The sequence below is a fragment of the Vibrio taketomensis genome, from assembly GCF_009938165.1.
Taxonomy (GTDB): domain Bacteria; phylum Pseudomonadota; class Gammaproteobacteria; order Enterobacterales; family Vibrionaceae; genus Vibrio; species Vibrio taketomensis.
In genome coordinates this window covers 772,133-796,907 of sequence record NZ_AP019650.1, presented here as the reverse complement: position 1 = coordinate 796,907, position 24,775 = coordinate 772,133, and the positions used below count along the sequence as shown (strand labels likewise).

General features: G+C 44.1%; 20 protein-coding genes and 3 pseudogenes. 17 read left to right on the top strand and 6 right to left on the bottom strand.

Features of this window, described 5'->3' with window-relative positions:
* Positions 1 to 27: 27 nt before the first annotated feature.
* On the bottom strand, positions 28 to 1,245 hold the full coding sequence (locus Vt282_RS17420; protein ID WP_162064219.1) for a sugar efflux transporter: 1,218 nt from the start codon (positions 1,243 to 1,245) through the stop codon (positions 28 to 30).
* A 275-nt stretch (positions 1,246 to 1,520) separates the two neighbouring features.
* Between Vt282_RS17420 and Vt282_RS17415 the strand changes: the two genes are divergently transcribed.
* The 9 genes and pseudogenes from Vt282_RS17415 (at position 1,521) to Vt282_RS17375 (ending at position 13,323) form a co-directional block, all read left to right on the top strand.
* A complete protein-coding gene (locus Vt282_RS17415) occupies positions 1,521 to 2,270 on the top strand; it encodes a 5'-methylthioadenosine/adenosylhomocysteine nucleosidase (protein WP_162064218.1) in 750 nt (249 codons plus the stop codon).
* A 291-nt stretch (positions 2,271 to 2,561) separates the two neighbouring features.
* A pseudogene (locus Vt282_RS17410) lies at positions 2,562 to 4,107 on the top strand (arylsulfatase).
* Positions 4,108 to 4,250: 143 nt separating this feature from the next.
* On the top strand, positions 4,251 to 6,566 hold the full coding sequence (locus tag Vt282_RS17405) for a multiheme c-type cytochrome (protein WP_415663454.1): 2,316 nt from the start codon (positions 4,251 to 4,253) through the stop codon (positions 6,564 to 6,566).
* 30 nt (positions 6,567 to 6,596) lie between these two features.
* Entirely contained in the window at positions 6,597 to 7,580 is a 984-nt protein-coding gene (locus Vt282_RS17400; protein WP_162064217.1) for an AAA family ATPase, read from the top strand.
* A gap of 10 nt (positions 7,581 to 7,590) precedes the next feature.
* Positions 7,591 to 8,553, top strand: coding sequence for a DUF58 domain-containing protein (locus tag Vt282_RS17395; protein ID WP_162064216.1), 963 nt, complete (start codon positions 7,591 to 7,593; stop codon positions 8,551 to 8,553).
* On the top strand, positions 8,553 to 9,077 hold the full coding sequence (locus Vt282_RS17390) for a DUF4381 domain-containing protein (RefSeq protein ID WP_162064215.1): 525 nt from the start codon (positions 8,553 to 8,555) through the stop codon (positions 9,075 to 9,077). Before Vt282_RS17395 ends, Vt282_RS17390 begins: the two co-directional genes overlap by 1 nt.
* Entirely contained in the window at positions 9,074 to 10,159 is a 1,086-nt protein-coding gene (locus Vt282_RS17385; protein WP_162064214.1) for a vWA domain-containing protein, read from the top strand. Before Vt282_RS17390 ends, Vt282_RS17385 begins: the two co-directional genes overlap by 4 nt.
* A pseudogene (locus tag Vt282_RS17380) lies at positions 10,149 to 11,881 on the top strand (vWA domain-containing protein). Before Vt282_RS17385 ends, Vt282_RS17380 begins: the two are co-directional and overlap by 11 nt.
* A complete protein-coding gene (locus Vt282_RS17375) occupies positions 11,878 to 13,323 on the top strand; it encodes a BatD family protein (protein ID WP_162064213.1) in 1,446 nt (481 codons plus the stop codon). Before Vt282_RS17380 ends, Vt282_RS17375 begins: the two are co-directional and overlap by 4 nt.
* 16 nt (positions 13,324 to 13,339) lie before the next feature.
* Here Vt282_RS17375 and Vt282_RS17370 read toward each other — a convergent pair whose 3' ends face one another.
* The 5 genes and pseudogenes from Vt282_RS17370 to Vt282_RS17350 form a co-directional block, all read right to left on the bottom strand.
* The gene (locus Vt282_RS17370) at positions 13,340 to 14,320 is read right to left on the bottom strand and encodes an HAD family hydrolase (RefSeq protein WP_162064212.1); all 981 of its coding nucleotides are present in this window, start codon (positions 14,318 to 14,320) and stop codon (positions 13,340 to 13,342) included.
* 266 nt (positions 14,321 to 14,586) lie between these two features.
* Entirely contained in the window at positions 14,587 to 16,245 is a 1,659-nt protein-coding gene (locus Vt282_RS17365) for a putative transporter (protein WP_162064211.1), read from the bottom strand.
* Between the two features lie 664 nt (positions 16,246 to 16,909).
* On the bottom strand, positions 16,910 to 18,151 hold the full coding sequence (locus Vt282_RS17360) for a permease (RefSeq protein ID WP_162064554.1): 1,242 nt from the start codon (positions 18,149 to 18,151) through the stop codon (positions 16,910 to 16,912).
* A gap of 107 nt (positions 18,152 to 18,258) precedes the next feature.
* A pseudogene (locus tag Vt282_RS17355) lies at positions 18,259 to 19,897 on the bottom strand (VRR-NUC domain-containing protein).
* A gap of 87 nt (positions 19,898 to 19,984) precedes the next feature.
* Positions 19,985 to 21,217 carry an L-lactate MFS transporter gene (locus Vt282_RS17350; protein WP_162064210.1) on the bottom strand — a complete coding sequence of 411 codons (1,233 nt, stop codon included), beginning with the start codon at positions 21,215 to 21,217 and terminating at the stop codon, positions 19,985 to 19,987.
* 322 nt (positions 21,218 to 21,539) lie between these two features.
* On the opposite strand from Vt282_RS17350, the gene Vt282_RS17345 reads away from it, so the two are divergent.
* The 8 genes from Vt282_RS17345 to Vt282_RS21350 all read left to right on the top strand — a co-directional run bounded on the left by Vt282_RS17345 (position 21,540) and on the right by Vt282_RS21350 (position 24,652).
* Positions 21,540 to 22,079: a DUF3332 domain-containing protein gene (locus Vt282_RS17345; protein ID WP_162064209.1), complete on the top strand. Its 540-nt coding sequence runs from the start codon at positions 21,540 to 21,542 to the stop codon at positions 22,077 to 22,079.
* A 573-nt stretch (positions 22,080 to 22,652) separates the two neighbouring features.
* Positions 22,653 to 22,841 carry a hypothetical protein gene (locus tag Vt282_RS20940; RefSeq protein WP_232055191.1) on the top strand — a complete coding sequence of 63 codons (189 nt, stop codon included), beginning with the start codon at positions 22,653 to 22,655 and terminating at the stop codon, positions 22,839 to 22,841.
* Complete coding sequence (locus Vt282_RS21365) at positions 22,838 to 23,110, top strand: TolC family protein (RefSeq protein ID WP_332057988.1); 273 nt, start codon at positions 22,838 to 22,840, stop codon at positions 23,108 to 23,110. Before Vt282_RS20940 ends, Vt282_RS21365 begins: the two co-directional genes overlap by 4 nt.
* Positions 23,111 to 23,126: 16 nt before the next feature.
* Positions 23,127 to 23,387, top strand: coding sequence for a hypothetical protein (locus tag Vt282_RS21360; RefSeq protein ID WP_269472622.1), 261 nt, complete (start codon positions 23,127 to 23,129; stop codon positions 23,385 to 23,387).
* Entirely contained in the window at positions 23,290 to 23,991 is a 702-nt protein-coding gene (locus tag Vt282_RS20930) for a TolC family protein (RefSeq protein WP_415663453.1), read from the top strand. Before Vt282_RS21360 ends, Vt282_RS20930 begins: the two co-directional genes overlap by 98 nt.
* A gap of 57 nt (positions 23,992 to 24,048) precedes the next feature.
* Positions 24,049 to 24,180, top strand: coding sequence for a hypothetical protein (locus tag Vt282_RS21355; protein ID WP_269472621.1), 132 nt, complete (start codon positions 24,049 to 24,051; stop codon positions 24,178 to 24,180).
* Positions 24,181 to 24,282: 102 nt separating this feature from the next.
* Entirely contained in the window at positions 24,283 to 24,390 is a 108-nt protein-coding gene (locus Vt282_RS21530) for a SapC family protein (RefSeq protein WP_332057965.1), read from the top strand.
* Entirely contained in the window at positions 24,380 to 24,652 is a 273-nt protein-coding gene (locus Vt282_RS21350) for a SapC family protein (protein WP_269472662.1), read from the top strand. The genes Vt282_RS21530 and Vt282_RS21350 overlap by 11 nt, the downstream gene beginning before the upstream one ends.
* Positions 24,653 to 24,775 lie beyond the last annotated feature (123 nt).

Below are 24,775 nucleotides of genomic sequence, written 5' to 3'. Positions count from 1 at the left end.
TAATTAAATATCAGGATATTGATTTTGCTATTGATTGAACTCACCCATGCGCGGTGTATTTTCAGAATGGTTTTTATCAACATGACGAATAAACATCGTCAGTAATAGTGTCGCGACAACTAAAGTGGCTAAGCTCGCAAGCATGGTAGAGCGGAAACCATAAAATTGAGAAATTACACCCATTAAACTGGTACCAAGCATAGTCCCAATCAGCATCGCATTGGTATAACTCGCCGATGCCTTCCCAATACACGCTGGTGCGTAATCTTGCATGATGGTGACTCCCAAACCAACGAAGATGCCATAAAAAATACCATTGATGATTTGCAAGCAAACTAAGTGAGTCATGGTTTGGGCAAACAGCATCCCGATGTAAAAAACTAAACCGCAGAAGAATCCGAAACGCATAACCTGTGATTTACCAAAGCGTCTTGCCCAATTAACCGCCAGCAGCATAATCGGGATCTCTACCGCTGCATTTAATCCATAAAGAATGCCGGGGTAAGACGTAGGTAAGTTCATTTCGGCCGTCACCATTAACGGCATACCGCTACCAAAAATACTGCATCCAATGTTAGCAATTAAGGTAATGATGGCCAGATACCAAACTTCTTTAGGCATCGCTCCAGTGGCGTGTGTTGTTTGCAAAGAGGGTTCATTGTTCGGCGTAGCTTCTGGCAGACTCAGTTTTGCGATAGCAAGTACCAGAACCGCAGCGCCAGCAGAAAGGTAAAAGTTAGCGGTAAATCCGAAGTTTTCAACCGAAAAAAACGCCAGTGGTGGCCCAACAATCCAAAGTAAAGAAACGGAAGAACGCATTTGAGAATTCAGTTTGGCGCTATCTTGTCCGCTTTTATCTGCGTAGTTACGAATAATTGTCAGCAATAAAGGGATTGAGGAGGAGGCGATTGGCATCGAAACACAGCCAATTACTAATGCATGCCAAAACTGATTGGCCAGTGAAAAGCCAACGGCAGAAACAACAATACCAACTAATGAAAGAACAAATAGCCCTTTGCTGGAATAACCATCGTCAATCAAAGAGGTCATTTTCTGGCTGACAGCTAGGGTCATCAAAGAGGTCAACGTGGTATAGATGCCGATATAGGCAGGCGGGGCGCCTAGCTCAGTAACCAAAAATAGACTCATGATGGGTAAGATAAGCGAAAACGCGAGGGCAGTGGCACAGTTTATAGAAAACAGGACGCCATTTTGTCCTTGGAAAAGATGACTGACAGTCGCCATTATATTCACTCGAAAATTCCCCGATAATCCTAATATATTATTCGATTACATAAACTTGTTGGTTTTGTGTAGCGACGCTTGTGATATGACTCGAAGTAAAAAAGGCTGCATTTTTTAGCGAATGATTGAATGGATAACCTCCATCCCCCAAAGCAAAACGAAGGTGATAAAAATCTTTTCTCAATTCTGGATAAATTCTCAGCAAACGATTGCGCAAGCGATTGCTGAAGTGGTTTTGTTGATTATTATCCGCGCCTCAATTGTGGAGATTATCAATGTTTCGTTTACTTGCTGCTTTATTATCTGTTTTTTCTTTTCAATCGATGGCTGCACCAGAGCGCATCGCCATTGTTGGTGCAATGGATGTAGAAATTGAAGGTGTGCTACCAAAGATTACTAATTTAGATAAACAAACCATCGGCAACCATCTATTTTACGTTGGTGAGTTGAACAACAAACCGGTTGTGGTCACGAAATCTGGCGTGGGTAAAGTCAATGCGGCGATGACGACGACGCTGCTGGCGACAGAGTTTAATGTTGGTTCGATTATCTTTACTGGTATTGCGGGTGCAAGTGCGCCGGAGCTTGAGCCAATGGATGTGGTGATATCTACGGCATTGGTGCAACACGATGTGGATCTGACGGTATTTGGTAGCCCAATGGGGTTAATTGATGGCTATGATAGTCGTGAATTCATTCCTTCTGAGCAGTTAGTTGAGCGTGCGCTTAGCTCGGCGAAGAAAGTTCTGGGTGAAGAACGAGTGACAACCGGTGTGATTGCTTCAGGCGATCAGTTTATCGCGAACAAAGAAAAGGTGGCTTATCTATATCAAGAATTCAACGCTAAGGCAGTCGAAATGGAAGGCGCAGCGTTGGCGCAAGTGGCTGATAAATTTGCTATTCCTTACGTAGTTATTCGCACTATGTCTGATAAAGCGGATGGCTCAGCGGTACTTAGTTATGAAGAAATGAAAAAAGCGACTGCAGATAACTCAGTGGCAATTATTCTAGACATGGTTAAGTAGGCGTTCTATCTATTCTTCATCCAAGCAGCCAGATTACATGGCTGCTTTGGTCGGTTCCGACCACTCAACTTGGTTGTTTTGTCGAGGTCTGATCTCACGTTCGAAGCGACTAAAGATCAAGTAATATAAATCAATTATTAACAACCTCAGTAACTATCTTAAAACATTAAAAAACCTACAAGCATTCGCAGATTGCCTCCGAGCTTTGTATGCAAGCTGATTCGCGTTGCGTAAATTTGTGAACTATATGTTGTTCTGCAGGACGCATTTATTTAACAACTTGAGGTTTTTATGAAAGCGAATTTTGGCGTAAAGCGCCGTTTAGCGATTCTCGCTGCTGCTCTGATGGGCGTAGCGGGTAGCAGTATCGCTGCAGACAAACCCAACATTCTCGTCATCTGGGGGGATGACATTGGGCAAACCAACGTGAGTGCCTACACATTTGGCTTGGTTGGCTATCAAACTCCTAATATCGATTCAATCGCCAAAGAAGGCATGATGTTTACCGACTACTACGGTGAACAATCATGCACTGCAGGTCGCTCGACCTTCATCACTGGGCAAACCGTGCTAAGAACTGGTCTGAGTAAAGTAGGCTTACCTGGTGCCGATCTAGGTTTGAAAGCCGAAGATGTCACCATCGCTGAGCTACTCAAACCCCTTGGTTACATGACGGGGCAATTTGGCAAAAATCACCTCGGCGACAAAGACGAACATTTACCGACTAATCATGGCTTCGACGAATTTTTTGGCAACCTTTATCATTTGAATGCCGAAGAAGAGCCGGAAAATGTGGATTATCCGAAAGATCCCGAGTTTCGTAAGAAGTTCGGTCCCCGTGGTGTGATTCATTCCTATGCAGACGGGAAAATTGAAGACACTGGTCCTCACGCGTAAACGAATGGAAACGGTGGACGATGAAACACTTGAAGCTGCACTCGACTTTATGGATCGAGCAGTGAAAGCAGACAAGCCTTTCTTTGTCTGGTGGAACGCAACACGCATGCATTTCCGTACTCACGTTAAAGAAGAAAATCAGGGTAAAACGGGAATCAGTTTCTACGCCGATGGCATGGTAGAGCACGATAACCACGTCGGTGTTTTGCTGGCGAAAGTTGATGAACTCGGTATCAAAGACAACACGATCGTGTTCTATTCGACGGATAATGGTCCCCACATGAACTCATGGCCGGATGCGGGTTTAACACCATTCCGAGGTGAGAAAAATACCAACTGGGAAGGGGCTTATCGCGTGCCAGCGATGGTGCGTTGGCCAGGTAAGATTGAACCCGGTACGGTCTCTAATGAGATTATGCACCACATGGACTGGATGCCCACCTTCTTAGCTGCGGCGGGTTCCCCTGACGTCAAAGAGAAACTTCTAGAAGGCTACCAAGTCGGTGATACTGAGTACAAACTGCATCTTGATGGCTATAACTTTCTACCATACTTAACCGGTGAAATAGAAGATGCACCGAGGGAAGAGATTTTCTACTTCTCGGATGATGGTGACTTAACCGCACTGCGCTACAACAACTGGAAACTGGTGTTTATGGAGCAGCGTGCAAAAGGAACATTGCAGATTTGGGCAGAACCGTTCACCGTATTGCGTTTACCTAAAATCTTCAACCTACGTATGGACCCATACGAAGTCGCAGATATTACCTCCAACACCTATTACGACTGGATGTTAGATCGCGCTTACATGTTGGTACCAGCACAGGCTTACGTCGGTAAATTCTTAGAGACATTTGAAGAGTTCCCTCCGCGTCAAAAACCGTCTAGTTTCTCTCTTGATCAAGTGATGGAAAAACTGCAAGAAAATACCAATAAGTAATAGTGAAACGTCAAAAGGGCTCTGCGGAGCCCTTTTGACCATTTTTCGATTCATATTTCCAAATTATTGAGCAACAAAGCAAAGAGTTAGATTGTCGCCTATCTTTGATAAGAGAATAACCAATAAAAATTACAAGGAATGTGATGCGTTGGAAGGCAATGTTGGTCAAATTTGGCGTTTTTTTTACTACGATGACGAGTGGCAATGTGATTGGCGAAAACTTGATAACTCAAAGCAGTTCCCTTGACACACAAGCGAGTTATGTCGGTTCCGATGCGTGCGTCGATTGTCATCAAGAGCAGAGTAAATCATGGCAAGGGTCTCATCATGATATGGCGATGAAACATGCAGATGAAAAATCGGTGCTCGGTAATTTCGAGCAGCAGACCGTAGAGTTTCGGGGACAGAACAACCGATTTTTTCGTTTAGGTAATGAGTATTGGGTCAATATTCAAGGCCCAGACGGCCAATTTCATGATTGTCAAATTCGTTACACGTTTGGCTGGGAGCCGCTACAACAATACATGGTTGAATTTGATGATGGTAGAGTGCAGCTGATTCCATACGCTTGGGATTCTCGCCCAAAAGATGAGGGAGGTCAGCGTTGGTTTGATCTGTATCCGGACACATCACCAACCGATGAATTCTACTGGACGAATAGCGGCCAGAATTGGAATTTTATGTGTGCCGATTGTCATTCCACCAATCTACAAAAAAATTACAACTCAAAAACCGATACTTACAACAGTCAATGGGCTGAAATTAATGTCGGTTGTGAGGCCTGTCATGGGCCGGCGAGTCACCATGTGCAGTTAGCTAAACAGCAAAGCAAGGGGGCGCTTGAACCCATTCCTGAGCACTATGGTTTTTCACGAGATTTAAGTCAGGCAGTTAAGCAGTGGGTCGGTGAGCTAGGAAGTACATCCTTGCAGCCTCATGCCATTCGTTCAACTGATCAGTTGCAAGTGTGCGCTCAATGCCACAGTCGTCGAACTCAGCTAAATGAAACCCAAGATCACGTCAGTGGTTCATTTTTCGATAAGTACCGCCTCAACCTGATAACGCAAGAGCTTTATCATCATGATGGGCAGATCTACGATGAGAATTATGTATATGGATCGTTTTTACAATCGAAGATGGCGAAGAAAGGCGTGACATGCACCAACTGCCATGATCCCCACACTGCTAAATTGAAAATGCCAGAACAACAGTTATGTGCTCAGTGCCATTTAGCATCGGAATACACACCAGAAAAGCACACTTTCCATTTGGCAGATTCAAAAGCGTCACAATGTACGACTTGTCATATGCCAGAAACCACCTATATGCAGATTGATCCTCGACGAGATCATAGTTGGCACGTTCCGCGCGCAGATATCAGTCAACACATCAAAACGCCCAATGTATGTACGGGTTGTCATCAAGATAAAACCGAGCGATGGGCTGATGAACATATTGGAAAATGGTTTCCCAACTCACCATATCGCAATCAACAACATTTTGGTGTTGCGTTCTATGCGGATTCCATTAGTCATGCAAATGCGCCAGATGCTTTAGCTTACTTAGCGCAAGATTCGAGTTTGAACGACATTATTCGTGGCTCGGCGCTGGAACGAATGGAGGGGAATACTGGGCGTAATACTTTGATTGCGTTAGCAAGGGCAGTAAAACACGATTCAGAATTGATACGTATAGGGGTAATTGAGGGCAGTTCTGGTTATGAATTTAATGATCGCTGGCAAATTCTCCAACCGTTATTAACAGACCCGGTACTATCCATTCGAGCAGAGGCTGCCGCTACTCTGGTCACACATTACCAGCAAATGAGCCGCGAGCAAAAATCACAGCTTAGTAATGCGTTAAATGATTATATTGCTATCCAAGAGTTCAATTCGGATCGCGGGTTTGGCTTGGTGAATCTTGCTAATGTGTATCGCAGTTTAGGTCAATTAAATAAAGCGGAAGCGCTGTATCAACGAGCAATAGAGATTGAACCCTATTTTGCCAATAGTTACGTCAATCTTGCCGATTTATATCGAGTGCAGGGCAAAGATTCCTTAGCGATATCAACGTTACAAATAGGTATACAAGCCCAACCGAAATCAAGCGCATTACCTTATAGTTTGGGCTTAGCATTGCTGCGCAACAATCAATCCAAGCAAGCAAAGCCTTATTTGCGGCAAGCCGCCCAGCAAGCCAATGACAATTCGCAATATTGGTATGTGTACGGGCTAGCACTAGAAAACACGGATGTTATGGCTGCGAGTGAGGCGCTGCAGCGGGCATTTCTCGCGAGTCGTAATCCTCGACATTTGTATGCTCAGTGTGAGGTATTAGCGCGCAACATAAAATTGAGACAAAGCCAACCAGTAATACAAGCATTTGAATCGTGCTTAAAGACGCTTGGTGAGTTTGTTCCACCTGAAGTGGTGCAGCAGCTTAGAACTCAAGCCCAATAAACTATGGTGAACTGACTAAAAGGAGCGACCATGAACTCAGCGCAGCAAGCCATTACCCAGCTTATCACCCAAACAGAGCAGAGTGTGGTTGGGCAAAGCCATGTAATCCAGTCTTTGGTGATTGGACTTCTGACCAATGGGCACATATTGCTGGAAGGCTTGCCCGGTACCGCGAAGACTCGCTCGGTTAAATCACTAGCTAATTTACTCAACACCAGTTTTGGACGCATTCAGTTTACGCCGGACTTATTGCCATCCGATGTCACCGGAACTGAGGTATATCAAGAGTTCGATGGAAAGCCGCAACTGAATTTTCAACCCGGCCCAATTTTTAACAGTATTGTCCTGGCTGATGAAGTCAATCGAGCACCAGCAAAAGTTCAAGCCGCCCTGCTTGAGGCGATGGCGGAAGGCACTATTACCGTTGGTGATAAAACGCATGTATTGCCGGAATTGTTTATGGTGCTGGCAACACAAAACCCTATCGAGCAAGAGGGCACATACCCATTACCTGAGGCGCAAATGGACCGCTTTATTATGAAGGTGACGGTGGATTATCCTGAAGATGATGCAGAGCGTGAGATTATACGCTTGGTTCGTAGTGAAGAGTTGGGTGTTGAAGTCAGTAGTGAATTGATGACTCCACAACATATTGAACCGGAGATTGTTATTGAGGCGAGAAGGCAGCTGCCGCAAATCATAGTGTCAGAATTGGTTGAGCGTTACGTGGTGGCATTAGTGATGGCGACTCGCAAACCCACTCGTTATCCAGAGTCGCAATTGCATCAATGGATAGATGTGGGAGCCAGTCCCCGCGCATCCATTGCTTTAGATAAGACATCGCGAGCCTATGCTTGGTTGCAAGGGCGAGATCATGTCACGCTCGATGATGTCAGGGCGATGGCTCCCTTTGTTCTTGGTCACCGTTTTTCTCTAACTTATGATGCCCTCGCTGACGGGGTAAATCACCAGCGCGTGGTGGAAGAGTTGCTTGACCACGTGGAAATAGCTTAAGAGGCGACAAATGGTAAAGCCTATCAAGCCTCCTAAAACATCATTTCATGATGAGCGTGTGTATTGTGATTATGCTCGGTTAGTTCGAATGCAAGCGCAAGCCGAATCATTTAGTTTATTGCCACATCTTCGTACAGGCAGTGTCCTATCTGGCAGGCATAGCTCTTTATTTCGTGGACGAGGGCTAAATTTTGAAGAGTTACGTCATTATCAACTTGGCGATGATATTCGAAATTTGGATTGGAGAGTTACTTTACGTACTGGTAAACCGCATGTACGCAGCTATACCGAGGAAAAAGACCGTAACGTTGTGATTTGTATCGATCAGCGCAGCGCAATGTTTTTTTCATCGACCAGTGTGATGAAATCCGTCGTCGCCGCTGAAATTGCAGCACTTTGCAGCTGGCGAATATTAAAGGATGGTGACCGTGTGGGGTTTATGATCGCTACGGCGAGTAAGCTAATTTATGCACAACCTCAGCGTACACAGCAGCAACTATTGGCGAACTTTAAGCACATTGTTAAAGCCAATCAGAGCTTAGATGTAACATCAGTAGACGATGGCAGAGTTTCATTGTCACATTGGCTGAGCTTAATAAATCGAGCCAAGTTAAAACAGTCTACCATCATTGTGATTAGTGATTGGCACGATTGCGAAAACACTCATATTGATCACCTTAAACAACTTCAGCAGTACAATGATGTGTTGGCTATTATGGTGAGCGATCCCCTTGAGCGGCAGTTACCTGAACGATTGGCAACCTATGGGTGGGTAGTGGGTGATGGGCAATACCAACTAAACATCAACAGCAAGACAAAACTCAAACGGGCCAGTGACGAGTTTGCAACTCGTAGTGAGAATAAGCGTCAGTCGTTGTCTCAGATTATGGCAATGAAAAAACTGCCATTTATTGAGCTGACTACCCGTGGCGATCATATCCAAGAGTTGCAGAAAATGCTCGGAGGGCGCTAATGTCAGGCGAACATCAACCACCCAGTACTTACATTCTGCGTGATTTACATGATGTGCCGGTGCCAGAAAGTGTCAATTGGTGGCCCCAGACAGTTGGCTGGAAAGTGCTTGCTCTGGTTATGTTGGCGTTGGCGCTCTACTGGTGTGTCAGGCGAGCAAAGAGATGGTGGAAAAATCGATATCGAAACGAAGCTATTGATGCAATTGAGAAGCTGAATATTACAGATGCTTCAATGCCATTACAGCTGTTTACCATCCTAAAAGTCGTACTGGTCTATCTAGATAGTGCCAATCGCGCTTGCTTTGGCCAGGGTTTTATATCCGCTATAAACTCCCGAATTTCAAATGATCGTGCCTTCGATACCGCCCTCAGCGATTCTTGGATGGAGAGTTTAATTAACCCAAATCGCGGGCTAAATTCCCAGCAAAGACAGGCGTTGATTGAGCAAGCTAAACGCTGGGTTGAATGGCATCACATGGATGTATCGAATAGTCAGGCTAATAGAAGCGAGGAATACCAATGAATTTGGCTTCAATAAATTCGTTTTTCTCGTTTCAATGGCTTCACAGCTTAGAATTTGGTGCAGCATGGTGGTTTTTTATGCTGCCGATGCCATTGGTTATCTACTTTTTATTCCCTGCATATCGCACCAAACAGGTGGCGATAAAGGTGCCATTTTTTCGTCAACTACTATCGGCACTGGATGAAGAGCCGAGAAAAGGAGCCAGTGAGCTCCAGCCCAGTTGGTGGCAGCGCGTAATATTAGTGGTTTCTTGGGGGCTAGTCGTCATCGCGTTGGCAAAGCCGACAATTTTAGGGCCAGTGCAACTGCGAGAGAGTTTAGGGCGAGATGTGATGGTGCTGGTGGATCTCTCTGGTTCTATGGCTGAAGAGGATTTCACAGCTCCTACGGGGGAGAAAATATCGCGACTGGACGCAGCAAAAGGCGTGTTAGCCGATTTCGCCGCTACTCGTGTCGGCGATAGACTCGGTTTGATTTTGTTCGGCGATGCTGCGTTTGTGCAAACGCCTTTCACTGCCGATCAAAAGGTGTGGCTAGAACTGCTGAATCAAACCGACGTCGCGATGGCTGGGCAAAGTACTCACCTTGGAGATGCGATTGGTTTGGCAATAAAGGTCTTCGATCAAAGCAATAGCCATCGAGCACAAGCAACCGAACCATCACAAGTAGAACAGGTAGCGATCGTGCTTACCGATGGCAATGATACGGGAAGTTTTGTTGAGCCGATTGATGCGGCCAAAGTTGCCAAAGCGAAATCAGTTCGTATCCACATAGTTGTTATGGGTGACCCACAAACGGTGGGTGAAAGTGCCATCGACATGGAGACCATAGATCGCGTGGCGGAAGAAACGGGAGGGAAAGCATTTCAAGCGCTAAATCAACAAGAGTTAGAGCAAGCTTATCAGGTCATTAACGACTTAGAGCCTCAACTTTATGAGAGCACATCGTATCGACCTAAGCAGAGTCTGCACTACTACCTTATTGCAATGGTGGTGGTGATGTATTTTGTCGCTTTCAGTTTCGCTACGTTTAGTCGATTCCAAACTCGACGACGACTCAACGTGGAGGCCGATGATGCTTGATTATAGTTTGCAGCTTGTCAGCCAATTCCATTTTTTGCGTCCTTATTGGCTATGGCTATTACTGCCAATGGCGTTATTGCTTTGGCTACGTTGGCGAGATGATCGTCAGCCTCAATGGCAGGATGTTTTGCCCGAGCATTTGCGTAAAGCGCTGACAATTAATCAGGGCGGATGGCGCAAACAGTTACCGCTGAAGTTATTAATCGTGATCGTTGTACTTGCGATTGTGGTATGCGCAGGGCCAACTTGGCAGCGGCAGTCGTCTCCCTTTGGTGAAGACAAAGCAGAGCTGTTAGTGGTGCTGGATAACAGTGAATCGATGTTACAAAAAGATGTCGCGCCGAGTCGTTTAGAACGAGCAAAGCAAAAAGTAAGAGATCTTTTGAAGCTGCGAACAGGGGGTAAAACTGGCTTGATTGTATATGCGGGTAGCGCACATGTTGCGATGCCGATGACGCAGGATAGTTCGGTATTTGATCCGTTTTTAGCAGCGATTACTCCAGAGATCATGCCAGTTAAAGGGAAAGTCGTAGAAAAATCTCTTCCACTTATCGATTCGTTATTACAAAGCCAGTTAGGTTCAACGGTTTTATTGGTGACTGATGGTGTTACCGACTCGTCTATTCGTACCTACAAAGAGTTTTTCGCACAAGCTCCCTATCAATTGCTAATCCTAGCTGCGGGAAACAAAGACGTGGTGAGCAATGACCCGTTGGATATTGATTCACTGCTGCAACTAAGTAAAGCGACTTCCGGTCGTATGGTTGAAATGAGCGTCGATGATAGCGATATCTCAGAGCTCAATAGCTTAATTGAACGCAATATGCAGCTTAATGGAGACTCGTCGATGCCTTGGCAAGATATGGGGTATTTTTTGATATTACCCATGGCTCTAGCGATGTTGTTGTGGTTTAGAAAAGGCTGGTTGGTACAGTGGTGCTTTGCTCATGTTGTATTGGTTGGGGTGTTGTTTTCGAGCACAATATGGACCGTTGATGCTTGGGCAGAAACGGTATCCGTAAAGGCAAAGCAACAAGAAAATATCGAAACACTCTCGGTATGGGATAAAACCAGTCAGTGGTGGTGGAATTTGTGGTTAACTCCAGACCAACAAGGCCAAAGACTGTTCAATCAAAATCAATACTTAGAGGCGGCAAAGCACTTCAAAGATCCCCTTCGTAAGGGTACGGCCTATTACTACGCGGGTGAATACCAGTTGGCGCATGGCGCATTTTTGCAAATGATCGATGACAAGAATCTCGACCGTCAACAACTGGGATCATTTTATGCCGCCAGTGCACTAGCAAGACAAAGAGAGTATGTCGCAGCCCGAGAAATGCTCGAAAATCTTTTGGATAACAAGCAGCTTAATCAAGCACTAAAACCAGAGGTTGAACACAATCTTACAGTGATAAGTGGGATTGTTGAGGAGATAAACCGCACAAGTGAGGCGCAAGCAGGGACGTCTGAAAGCCCTGAACAATCGCTAGAGCTTAACGATGATAAACCTCAAACGGCGGAAGGCGCGGATGAAGACACGTCAGCTGAATTAATGCAAAAACAAACGCTAACCGCTGAAGATATTTTGACAAGCCCAGAGGTCGCAGATAAATGGCTTAAGCGAGTGGAATCGATCCTAAGTATTTCTTACGGACCAAATTTCAAATTCAGTTACGCGATGCAAATTCAGCTCAAGACACGAGATCGAAGGAGTCGCCATGAAAAACATCGGGTGGTTTAAGTTAGAAAGAAAGACTCAATACACAAGGCCTCGGTTGAAGCAACAGCAACGTTTACTTTCTGGTTGGGCGGTTATAGTGGGCTATATTATGCTCTTGATTTTCTCTGGCTCAATTTATGCGCAGAGAGCACAAACACAGCCCGAGACGCAAGCAGCAAAAAACAAGGTAAATGTAGATTTGCGAGCATGGGTTGATGACTCATCAAACGACGTGCCGACATTTAGCGTTTATCAACAAGTGATTTTGTATGTCGATGTTGGTACCTCTCGTTGGTTTACGGGAGGCACGCGAATAGGGGCGGTCGAGGTGCCCGATTTAATTGCCAAGCAACGTAATCAGTTAGCCACTAACTATACTGAGCGTCATAGTGGCAAGACATGGTCTCGACAACGCTGGGAAATTACCTTGTACCCACAAGTGGCGAAAAATTTTGTGATTCCACCTATTGCGGTCAATGTGCAAGTATCGGCACCCGATGGCACTAATGTCACTACAACCCTTTATACTCAACCGATTCGCTTTAAGACAATACTTCCCTCGGGAGAAATAAAACAAGATCGACCATGGTTTGCAGCGTCACAAGTGGCAGTAACTCAGCAATGGCTGCAATCAAATCAAGCTGCGGATAACCATTCAAGCGAGGAAAGACACCTTAGGGTTGGTGATGCGATTACACGTACGATCACGATTGTTGCGGATAACAGTTTGTCAATTTTATTGCCAGATGTGATGACGCAGTTGGAGCATTCGGAGCAATTTCAAGCATATCCTCAGCCTAATACCTTCACAGATACACAGACCCGTGGTGAGTATCGTTCTAGTCGCAAAGAGCAGGTTGTTTACATTCTGCAGCAAGGTGGAGAGGTAAACTTTCCCAATCTCGAATTGCAATGGTGGAATACTGATAAGCAACAATTGGAGCGTATAGAAATAGAAGGTGCGCAATATCATGTGAGACATACGCTTAAGTCATTTTTGAGAGCCTACGCTCATCTATTTCTGAGCGTATTTGCGATGTTGGTATTCGTAACGCTCGGTATAGTAATGACGAGACGTTATTACACCAGTCACCCTAAACCCAATTGGCTAGTATTGAGGAAGTTGATAAAGCAAGGGAAGTGGGGCGCTGCGCGAGCGTTTATCTATAGTCAGTTGCGGCGAGAGACCAAGCACTTGCAAATTGCCCAGTGGCACATCGATCGTCAAGTTCAATCAGAACACAGAGTGCGTGATCATGATGTCAGCCGTTTTTTAGATGGGGAGGAAAATGCGTCGATTTTTACTCGATTAAGCAATGCAATACAGTACTCTAAGAACCGTAAGGTTCGATTGGCGGGATTAAAGGTTCCCGAATCTCTACCTCAACTCAAAAATCCGGCCCAATTTAAAAGCCAAGGTGATGATAAGACTCCCTCAAAATGAGAGAGTCCCATTGCCTTTAATAAATTTCACACCATTCAGTTTTCATGTTAATCAAGTGCCAGTTATCACGTTGATTTGCCTCATCTAGTGCTTTATCGAGCTTCCCTACGTGGGATTTTCTATCATACTGCCATTCACGCTCGGCGTCAGTGTGATGAACAATCATCGCCATTGAATTGGGTTGACTCGTGGCCCATTGCATCATGGCTTGGTCTCCATCGGAATTGCCGATTGCGAGCACAGGCTTTTTACCAATAATATATTGAATGTTCTCCACTTTACCGGCTTTGTCATCAATAGTGAGGATTTCACGCAATTTCATGACACGTGGGTTTCCATCGTTATATTGATATTGGTATTTCAGCGCGCTACCAATAATCTGTTCACTGGGTATATTGTAGACACTAGGTGCCCATACTCGCATAAAATCTACTCCGCCCCCTGAGACGATATACGTTTTGAAATCGTGCGCTTGTAGGTATGAAAGTAACTCTTTCATTGGTTGATAAGTCAGGTCAGTGTAGGCTTGCTTAAATCTTGGGTCTTTCGCTGCTTTGAGCCAATTGGCAACAGAGGTTTGGTAGTCTTCTACTGTCATATCGCTATGTGTCGCGGTGATTATTTCCAGCAGGGCTTCTTCACCACCTTGCATTAACCCTTCGATATTGTTTTCAAGTACGAATTTGAACGGTGCTTGTTCTTTCCACTCCGGGTGATCGTTTGCCATCTGTTTGATTTGATCGATAGCAAAAGCGAATTGAAAATAGAATGGCTTTTCGGACCAGAGAGTACCGTCGTTATCAAAAACCGCGATTCGTTGTTCTATGGGTATAAATCCATCTGTATCTTCGCTCGTTGCTTGCTTAACAAAGTTTACAATCGCATTTTTACTGCTTCCATTTTTCCAAGAAGGGAGCAAGTTAGGATCACAATCGATAGCTAAGGCAGAGAATGAAAGAGACGAAAGCGTGGCGAGGGTAATGATCTGTTTCTTCATATCCGTGAATACCTGTTTGTAATGAATGAAATACATGCTGGTGGAACTGAATCGAGTACGGCACGAATTAAGCGATGGTCAGTTGAATACAAATATGAGTATAGATCTTTATGTGAGTGAGAGTGCGTACTGTTTTCTAAATGAGAGTTGCAGAATTGCAGAGGTAATAACATGAAATAAAAAGCCTCAACATTATCGTTGAGGCTTGGGAATAGATACATCACGGCTGTTTGTGATATTTCAACAATAGCTAAAGTTTACACGGGTCAAGAAACCCAAAGCAGTATCGCCAAAATCTGGGGTGACAAGATCCTCAGACACATCACCAAAGGGTAGACCGTTGCATACGATAGTGCAGCCGCGCCACTGGTATTGTGAAGGCCATTCGCGAATGCCAAAGCCGGTGGATCGGTCATCGAGCCAGCCAACATGCCGCAAATCGTTAGATAGTTTAAACCGCCGACGGCTCGAGCAATCACACCAGCAATTACAATTGGAATAAAGGTAATAGCAACGCCGTATACCATCCAGCTAAGTCCATCACCATTGACCAAGGTATCAACAAAACCGCCACCTGATTTTAGTCCGACGACCGCCAAAAACAGTACAATACCAATTTCACGCAGTGCTAAGTTGGCACTTGGAGGCATAAACCAATAGAGTTTTCCTATGCTACCAATTCGTGCCAAGGTTAACGCTACGATAAGTGGGCCACCGGCTAAGCCCAACTTCATTGCTGCTGGGAAACCCGGAATATAAAACGGAATGGAGCCAAGTAATACGCCAAGACCAATGCCTAAAAACACCGGTAGCATTTGTACATGTTGTAATTTCTGACGAGCATTGCCGACAATACCACTTACCGCATCAATGGCTTCTTGACGACCCACTAAATTTAGGATGTCACCAAACTGAAGAGTTGTTTGACTGGTTGGAACCAGTTCGACACCGGCACGGTTTAAGCGCGAAATAACGACGTCATACTTGTTTTTTAGATCCAAATCGCGGATTTTTTTACCAAGCACTTTTTCGTTGGTAACCACTAAGCGCTGTACTTTAAGGTCAGTACCACTGGTCGACAATGAGGCATCGACCTCTTCACCAATCACCAGTAGTGCTTTTTTAAGCGCACTCTTTTCGCCCACTAAGTGAAGTAAATCTCCAATTTCGATGTGAGTGTCAGGTTTAGGAACATACAAGTCGTCACCACGTTTGAGACGAGAACAAACAATATCGCCTTCGGTCAGAGCAGGAACGTCCTGCAGTTTTAAACCGTTTAGGTTGGCGTTTTTCACGGCAACATTAATGGTACACAAACCATCTTTGTTGTGGCCGTTATTGGTTTCAAAAGCATCCGCTTCTTTATTGATGTCGACCTTGAACGCTAAGCGGATGATCCACATTGTGATCAAGATGCCACATATGCCGAACGGGTAGGCGACAGCGTAGCCCATACCCATAAGATCGAGCGTTGCGTCTTGCGCGCCAAGTTCTGAAAGAATTTGTTGCCCAGCACCCAGTGAAGGTGTGTTAGTCACAGACCCCGAGTAGACACCTAAGATCACCGGAAGGGGAACATCGAATAAATGGTATAAAGCAATTACAACAACGCAACCCAGTAAGACGATGAGCGCAGCAAAGCCGTTGAGCTTTAAACCTGAACTTCGCAAAGAAGCGAAAAAGCCAGGACCGACCTGAATACCGATGGTATAAACAAAGAGGATCAAACCAAACTCTTGGATGAAATGCAGAGTGTGGGAATCAAGCGTCATCCCCAATATTCCTGCAAAGTGACCAACGAAAATACCGCCAAACAGTACTCCGCCAATACCAAGACCAACTCCACAAATACGCCAATTACCCATCCACAATCCCAGCACGGCAACCAGTGCTAAGATGCTGATGGAAAGCGCGATATCACTCATAGTGACTCTCCTGATTAAATAAAAATCCTTTTTCACTGAATTAGGCGCACGTTTCTGCATGCTCGATCATTGTGAGCACAATAAGTCACGAGTGTTTTCTGCCATGTAATAGCCACCTAAAAACACAGCGCACTACTTGCGCTAAGTGGCGGACAATTCAGCGTTGGTATGTATGGCCCGATCGAGTGGCATTGATGCCAGAGGTAGGTTTATCACTCAGAAAGAACTGATTTCACGCAAGGGCGAAAGGAGTGGTTAGGGAGCTATATCTACAATTGATTGAGTCAATACTAATTATCTATGTTGTTAATAAATTGACCAATTGGACGTTTATATATCAACGACATAGATACATGCTATTTGTAACTATTTGTAAAATGCTATATGAAAATATTGCAGTAATTAAGTGAGGTTGCTCAATTTTTCGACCTTGGCTGGAAAAATAAGAAATTTCTTCTCACTCAGTGAGATAGTCGCAGGAAATATAGTAAATTCTCGGATTGTTGATTCGCATTGTGCGATGCATACAAGAGATAGCAGAGTCGATGATAAGGAGTGAATGTGATAGGTAATTAGGCTTCACCTTTATGGGTGGGTGAAGCCCTAAAATAACAATGTGATAATACATGAACCAACCGAAGTTGGTTTCATTACAGTGTGGCGATTACATTTTCATATCCATATTTGAATTGGCTTTGACGCCCAAACGATAATACCAAACAGACAATGGAATGAAGATCAGGTTCATTACCGTGGTAAAGTTCCAACCGAAGCCACTTTGGTTAATTGTACGCACTCCTTCTGCGGTGAGGTTGATATTAAGACCATGGAAAATCGCATCCACCAATAAGCCAGTAATAAGTATGGCGCAAAACAACAAGCCAACCATCCATTTAGCTGGGCGTTTGCCATAATATTTTTGGTAAACACGAGTCATGGGGATGGTTAAAACGTCGGCTAAAATAAAACCAATCACGCCACCGAAAGAGATCCCACCATGCCAAAGCGCTGCTGCTAATAACAAATTACCGACTGAGCACACATAGGCGATCACGGCAACAAATATGCCAATAACGACATCTAAAAATGAATGAAGCCAGACCGGAAGATGCGCATCATTACTGATAAATAACATTCGCCACCCTTCCATCGGCACTAACGCAATCAGTAGCGATGAAATCACAACCCCAATCACAATTTCTTTGCCAATCATCGACAGATCCATCTGGAAAAAACCAGCCGATTTAGTAATTTTCTCCATCATCGGTGAGTTGGAGTGGTTATCCATCGTTTGCGAAGAAGAAGGAGACATATCCATGCTACAGTCACTGTCTTCATGCTTCATGGTAGACATATCCATCTCGCACTCGCTGCCGTGGTGTGTCATTGTGGACATATCCATACCACAATCACTGTGTTGGTGACTGCCACTTGGCGTCTCTGCCGCAAGAGTTTGGCGCAGTTCTTGTTCCACATCTTTAGGGAAAAAGCGCTGGAAGAGAATAGCCACCACCACAATTAAAATTAATCCACCAAGAATTTCACCCCAAAGAAACGTCCAGCCCAATAGAGCAACCAATACAATAAACATTTCAATGATTAAGTTGGTACTGGCCACTAGAAAGGCAACTGCGTTAGCGAGTGTCGATTTTTTTCCAAGTAATGTGTGAGATAAAGAAGCAGCGGCATAAGAACAAGAAGAAGAGACCATGCCGAGCACGGTTGAGTATGACAAACTTTTAAGGTTTGTTTTACCTAAATGCTTAGCGACAGTTTCGACCGGTAATAGATGACGGATAAAGGAAGATAGAATCAGGCCAAAGGCAAGTGGCCAAAAAATTTGCCATACCATGTTAAAAAACACGGATAAGACGTGAAAGATCAGATTGCCACCATCGTGTGCCATCATAGCCCCCTTGGATGACCAGACTTTATAGGATAACTGTAAGCATAGTACGCTCATTTAATGTGGTTGAATTGTCGTGTTTAGTCATACAATGTTTGCAATTTTATTCAGCGGCGTTCATCGTTCGGTAATGGTGCTTCGTGCTGTACATAACAGACAGTAAAAGGCACATCCAGTATTTGAAAGTGGTGTATCCAACGTAATTGGTTGTCTTGTAACTTATCTCCGGGACCTTTGACTTCAATCCAACGAAATTGACCATTTTTAAACGCAATCAGGTCGGGCATGCCATTGCGATAGAGTTTTAGATCAGACAACTGTACTTGTAGTAATTCAGCAATAAGTGATGGTGATATGGAGCTTAACGCTAAGTTAAGCAGTTCTTTAGGTAGATGTGACCATGAGACAAAAGGATTGGCGATACCAAACTTATTTTGGTAAGTATCTGCAATGAACGTTAAGTCGCCATTCGTAATTTGATTTAGTACCGATGATATAATTTTGTCACGTTTCGAAGCAAAATCGGCATGGTAAAGATCGAGAGGCTTGTGCTGATATGCGTTAATGAATGCGCCTTCAACCGGAGCGAAGATCGCTTCCCACATTGCTAATCCAAGTAGGCCATTAAGCAGCGTATTTTCTGCAAAATAGACATCCCAACCTTGAGATTCGAAGTGTTCTTTTACCTTTAGCTCGACTCGCTGTTGGGTTAAATCGAGAGTAAGGTACAATTCGTCATGTTCGGATTTTGGTCTTCGCGGAACTTTTTGTCCTTGTCTACGAAATAGACGTTGTTGTAGCTTTTCGCCTACTTCTCGCTCTGACACATTGCAAGGGTTGTTTAAAATGTCGGTGACAACGTCACTCATTGCTTCTAATGCTTCAATTTTGTCAAAGATGCGTGCTTGTCGTTCTCGCGAAGGGGGCAATTGGCTTTGGTTAAAGAGTACGAGCGCTTTCGAATAGTCTTCGAGGCGTTCGAAATCACGTGCAATATCATTGATTAAATGTTGGCGCTTTCTCTCTACATAAGGGGGAGATGATGATACTGGAAGTCGGCTTACCAATTCCTCAAGAAGCGCAATTTGTTTTCTATCTGCAAGCCAGTAGCATTCGGCAATTTTCCCTAGGCTTAGCAGGTCATCAAGCTGTGCGCGATTATTAAAGAAGCGTCGGTCTTTACTTAGCTTATAATTTTCAAATTGGTGTAAGCCTAGGTCATCGAGCACAAACTGAGTTAAGTCTTGATGTGTGTTGGCAAAAAACAGCGCAAGCAGTAGGTCAATCATTTCGCTTTGAGCTAACTGAATCACCGTAAACGCGAGTAGGTCATATCGGTCAAATAGTGTTTCGTCACTAAGGCTCTCAACCATCTCTGCTTTCTTTGTTTACGATCGAGATTGGGAACAAGCGGACATAACTCATTTTTAGTTAATAATTTATCAGCAAGTTCTTTCAGGGTTAGGTTTGGTGAAAGGATGACAAATTGGTGCTGAGTGAGCTCGTCTAACGCATTTTCGATAGAGTTAATTTCAATATAGTTGAGCTTATCAGTGCGAAACAGTTCCCCTTACGGCTATAAAGCCGGACCAATAAACATTGTGCTTCTTTACTTAACTGATCGAAATCGCGAAATGCTAGTTCCTTTTGATCTAAAAGGTCAGCATACCATTCTAACGTGTGCCCAATTAAGCGCTTGAAGTTATTAAGGTAGTAATCTGGAGCTAATGGGTTAGGGGATTTCATCCTGAATTATTCACCTTAAAAATTTAGGGTACATATACAAAAAAGGCTTACTACAAGGGTAAGCCTTTTGATCAATAATTCAATTGATTATGCGTTTTTAAGTTCAGCAACTTTTGCTTCTGATAGAGGCTTAGTGATAAACGCTAATACGATACACACAGCCATCATCACAGCTGAGATAGTGTACGCTAGAGTGTAGCCTTCGCCGTTAGTCATAGAGAAGCCAACAACTGCCGCACCGATTGCACCACCGATACCCCATGCAGTGTAAAGGACACCGTAGTTCGTACCGTAGTTTTTCAGACCGTAGAACTCAGCAGTTAGAGTAGGGAATACAGCCAGTAGAGTACCGTAACCTACAGCAGCAATTGCTGTACCGATGATTAGTGTAACTTCAGACTTGAACGTAGCGAACAGAACCATGTTCACGCCTTGTAGTACGAACGCGATTAGTAGCGTACGAACACCACCAATTTTATCTGCAAGCATACCCGCAGCAACACGACCGCCTGAGTTAAATACTGCAAGGATTGACGCTAGGTAAACTGCGTTTGGCAGGTTAGCTTGTACGCTAGCGATAGTCGTGATGTTACCAATGATCATTAGGCCAACAGAAGCTGCAAACGCATACATGATCCATAGAGAGTAGAACTGAGGCGTTTTCAGCATTGCTTTCCAAGTTAGATCTTCTGACTTGCTTGCCGCTTTTGGTGCCGAACCTTCTTTAACAGCAGGCGCCGCTGGCGTGTAATCTGCTGGCGGGTTGTTGATTGTTGCCGCTAGTGGAACAGCAATCGCTAGGATACCAACACCAAGAATCATAAAGCTGGTTTGGATGCCCATGTTAGTGATTAGAGCAGATGTTACTGGCGCTAGGTAAATAGCAGCAAGACCAAAACCTGCCGCGATGATGCCGTTAACCATACCTTTCTTAGAAGAATGGAACCACTTCATTGCTGATGGAGCAAGACATGCGTAACCAAAACCGATACCTGCACCTGTGATCACACCGAAAGTGATGTTTAGCATCATTGGTGATTCAACAAAACCAGATGCGATCATACCAAGACCCGTTAGGATAGTACCTAAAATCAGGATCATACGAGGACCCATACGGTCTTGAAGAATACCTGCAACTAGAAGACAGATAGAGAAAGTGATAGTTGCAGTCGCGTAAGGTGCTGAAGCTTCAGCAGCACTCCAACCTGATTCAGTGACCAGCGCTTTGTTAAATACACTCCAAGCATACAGGATGCCAAGACAAAGGTTGATACAGAATCCTGCTAGCAGGATACGCATAGCTTTATCAATCTTGCTCATTTTATTTCTCAGTTTTCCTCTATATAAGAGGATGGTTTAACACACGATTTACTCAAAATTTGTTTGCGTTTATCAACGGAAAACGCAATGGGCGCGAATTATAACCAAATAAAATGTGATTGGAATCTCTTTTACCTATTCTGTAAAAATAAATTTCATTTTAGTGTGTTAACGAACGGTAGAGGGCTGACAGATGGCTCCTTTATGGGTGTGTTGGTGCATATTTTGGTGAGTTTTTTGTCAATATATTGAGCGATACCTTTTCACTCGAGGTGATCTTAAGTAGCATGCGGCGTTTTTAATCATTACGTGGAAATTAAGAATGAAAATGAAAGCAGCAAAAATTGCGGTAGTTACGGCATTGGGTGTTTCTTCTCTTACGGGTTGTATGGGGCAGATGGCAACCACTGGAGTCGTATCTAAATTCAACTTGGAAATTGTAGATAACCGCTACGGTCGTGAAGGCGTGTTCCTATTGCTATCACCAGTTTATGGTATTGCTGGTTTTGTGGACTTATTCATTTTTAACTCTATTGAATTCTGGACAGGTACCAACCCGATTTCTGGTAAATCACCAGCAGTAGTAGATACACCAACTAAAAACTACATTAAGGTAAATGGTCAACTTGACCCTTCACTAACAACCGTTCCGCTATCTAACAATTCAGATATCGAAAAAGCAACGCTACAACAGATCGATGAAAATACCATGCAAATGGATATCACTTATGTAAATGGCGAAATGAAATCTCTACGTGGTGAGAAACAACAAGACTCAGTGGCGTTTTACCTAGATGACGCACTTGTTGCGACAGTGGCAAATCAAGAGCTTCAAGATTACATCAATTCAGCCCGCATCTAAGTTTGTTTGAGATGGGATAACTTGGTTTTGTGATTAGGTTATCCCTTGTCTGAATAATTTCTCTCGATATCTCCTCGGATATATTAGAACCCTTCAGTTAATTCAAATCACAAACAGTTAACAAATCTCATCAAAAGTTTAGCGTCTAATCTTTTCTAATGTCGTTATAACCCTACTTTTCATAGTGCTAATTTCACCTCAAAGACCTTACAAATGGCGGGTATGACCTGTTCAAATCTGCTTGAGTTTTCATCACGAAAAAACAATCATACTGGTTAATTGAATGTTAATTATGCGTTTTGTGTATCAGTAATGAGACGTCTTGTTATTTTGTAGTAATAAGTGAGCTAATGCTTATAACTGAAACTTAATTTGCGTATAGTCAGAAGTCTGTTCACGGATAGAACATACTTACATAAACGAACGATATGTGTAGGCGTGGTTTTAAAGTTTATTTGTTAATCATAAAGTTATCAGTATTGATTTAAAGCACATCGCGAGTTACAAATATATTTTCAAAAACAGGGATGGTTTGAAAATGAAAAAGTTGTCTTGGGTAGCGTGGTATCAGTGATGTTATCTCACGCTACTTATGCGGAAGATTTGCTGGATATCTATACTTTGGCGTTGGAGAATGACCCAATATATAGCGCCGGTATTTCTCAGCATGATGCAGATAAAGAAGTGTATGACCAAGCTTTGGCTGTGTTGCTTCCAACTCTTAACCTCGATCTCAGTCAGACCGAAACTCATCAAAAATAGTCAGTGCCGACAATAATGTTTATGCCTCTGGTTCAACTGATTATCCCACCAATGAAATCAACCTATCACTGACGCAGTCAATCTATAGCTTTAGTAATTGGGCTTACTTTGCCCAAGCAAAAGATGAAGTAAAACGTGTCGCGGCTGAGTTGGAAAATGTGCGCCAAGAACTGATTATTCGTGTTGCAGAAGCTTATTTTGATGTGTTGAAAAAGCGTGATACCTACTTGGTATTGATGCGAGGTAAATTCATTACAAAAGCACTATGAGCGCGTGGAAGTACAAATGAATAACGGTCTGGCTCGCACTACTGACTTGTTTGATTCAGAAGCTCGTTATCTGCAGGCACAAGCTCGACAGATAGAGATCGGCAACGAGTTACGAGATTCTTTGCAGGCGCTTTATGAGTTGACTGGTACAGTGCCTCAATCTTTAGCAACGGTTGGCGATGAATTGGACTTGGTTACGCCTGAGCCGCAGCAATTGGATATTTGGGTTGACAATGCGCAACAGAACAACCCGTACTTGCGAAACAAAGTGCGATGAATGCTGCGCGAGAAGAAATTCGCCGCCAGAAGGTGGACACTATCCGACGCTTGATCTTGTTGCCGCATACAATAAGAACGATACCGATGGTTCGTTGTTTGGAGGAGGCAGCGAGGTGGATACGACCACGGTGATGTTGCAGCTTAACGTACCTCTTTATGCCGGTGGCGCGGTCTCTTCCAAAGTCCGCGAGACAGAAAATCTATTTAGCAAATCCAAAGATGAACTAGAGCAAGCATGGCGCAATACCGCCCGTGAGACTCGCTCAGCTTATACCAGCGTTAACAGTGCGATAAGCAAAGTAAAAGCACTGAGAAAATCAGTAGAAGCGTATGAGCTCGCAGTTGAAGTGAAACAGCAATCTTTTGCTTCCGGTGTGACATCAAGTGTGACGGTGCTAGATGCAGTCCGTGACTTGTTTATTGCCCGCACCGAATATTCGGCGGCTCGTTATGATTACCTCTACAACAATTTACGCCTGAAACGTGCTGTAGGTACGTTGACGGAGTTCGACCTGCAGCAGATCAACAATGCATTGCAGGGAAAGAAGTACCAACAGATCTACGCGTTCTCGATGAAGACCTGGCTATCTCAGTCAGTTTGAATCGTTATTAGCATGATACTTCTGAAATTAAACTAACTAAATGACAAGGAGTTCGATGTGGCTACACAACTATTAATTTATGGACAAGTAGAAGCAGTTAACAAAAAGCGTCACCTTGATTGGTCAATTAAGGCGAAAACAACTATGACTTTGCTAAAAGGTAAACTCAGTGCCCCTAATGGCGGTTGAGTTTCCTCATGCGGCAGAAGATTACTCAATTGTTTTTGCTGGCGAAGGCAACGAGCTGTTGCCGGTTGTAGTGATGGCGTAAAACAAGACCAAAACCTTTACGTGAATGACCAAGGGCAATGGGTTGCGAAATACGTACCGGCGTTTGTCCGTCGCTATCCTTTTGTTTTGCAAGTGGTGATGAAGGAAAACGCTTACGCTGTGCCTTGATGAATCTTATGCTGGTTGTAATCAGGAAGACCGTGGTGAGCGTCTGTTTGATGGAGATGGTGAGCAAACTCAGTACCTACAAAAAGTGGTCGATTTTCTGCAAGACTACCAGTCCCATTACCAGCGCACTCAAGCATTTTGTCGTAAGTTGGCCGAACTTGATTTGTTTGAGGATATGGGGCCAAATTTACGCTGCCTGGTGGTGAAGAGCGCACCCTTACAGGCTTTAAAGTGGTCAACAAACAAAGCTGAAATCTATTAGCCAAGAAGACTTGCTGCAGCTATTTGCGAGCGACGGCTTAGAGCTGGTGTGCATCTTCATTCAATGCGTAACCTCAATAAGATGCTGCAAAACGTGGCGCCAAAGCTAGAGGCAGCAGAGCGT

Coding starts and splice junctions, on each gene's coding strand:
- Vt282_RS17350 (WP_162064210.1), bottom strand. CDS start 21,217: ATGAGCAAGATTGATAAAGCTATGCGTATCCTGCTAGCAGGATTCTGT.
- Vt282_RS17405 (WP_415663454.1), top strand. CDS start 4,251: ATGCGTTGGAAGGCAATGTTGGTCAAATTTGGCGTTTTTTTTACTACG.
- Vt282_RS17375 (WP_162064213.1), top strand. CDS start 11,878: ATGAAAAACATCGGGTGGTTTAAGTTAGAAAGAAAGACTCAATACACA.
- Vt282_RS17420 (WP_162064219.1), bottom strand. CDS start 1,245: ATGGCGACTGTCAGTCATCTTTTCCAAGGACAAAATGGCGTCCTGTTT.
- Vt282_RS17360 (WP_162064554.1), bottom strand. CDS start 18,151: ATGGCACACGATGGTGGCAATCTGATCTTTCACGTCTTATCCGTGTTT.
- Vt282_RS17345 (WP_162064209.1), top strand. CDS start 21,540: ATGAAAATGAAAGCAGCAAAAATTGCGGTAGTTACGGCATTGGGTGTT.
- Vt282_RS21360 (WP_269472622.1), top strand. CDS start 23,127: ATGAATAACGGTCTGGCTCGCACTACTGACTTGTTTGATTCAGAAGCT.
- Vt282_RS20930 (WP_415663453.1), top strand. CDS start 23,290: ATGAATTGGACTTGGTTACGCCTGAGCCGCAGCAATTGGATATTTGGG.
- Vt282_RS17365 (WP_162064211.1), bottom strand. CDS start 16,245: ATGAGTGATATCGCGCTTTCCATCAGCATCTTAGCACTGGTTGCCGTG.
- Vt282_RS17415 (WP_162064218.1), top strand. CDS start 1,521: ATGTTTCGTTTACTTGCTGCTTTATTATCTGTTTTTTCTTTTCAATCG.
- Vt282_RS20940 (WP_232055191.1), top strand. CDS start 22,653: ATGTTATCTCACGCTACTTATGCGGAAGATTTGCTGGATATCTATACT.
- Vt282_RS17400 (WP_162064217.1), top strand. CDS start 6,597: ATGAACTCAGCGCAGCAAGCCATTACCCAGCTTATCACCCAAACAGAG.
- Vt282_RS17395 (WP_162064216.1), top strand. CDS start 7,591: ATGGTAAAGCCTATCAAGCCTCCTAAAACATCATTTCATGATGAGCGT.
- Vt282_RS17390 (WP_162064215.1), top strand. CDS start 8,553: ATGTCAGGCGAACATCAACCACCCAGTACTTACATTCTGCGTGATTTA.
- Vt282_RS17370 (WP_162064212.1), bottom strand. CDS start 14,320: ATGAAGAAACAGATCATTACCCTCGCCACGCTTTCGTCTCTTTCATTC.
- Vt282_RS17385 (WP_162064214.1), top strand. CDS start 9,074: ATGAATTTGGCTTCAATAAATTCGTTTTTCTCGTTTCAATGGCTTCAC.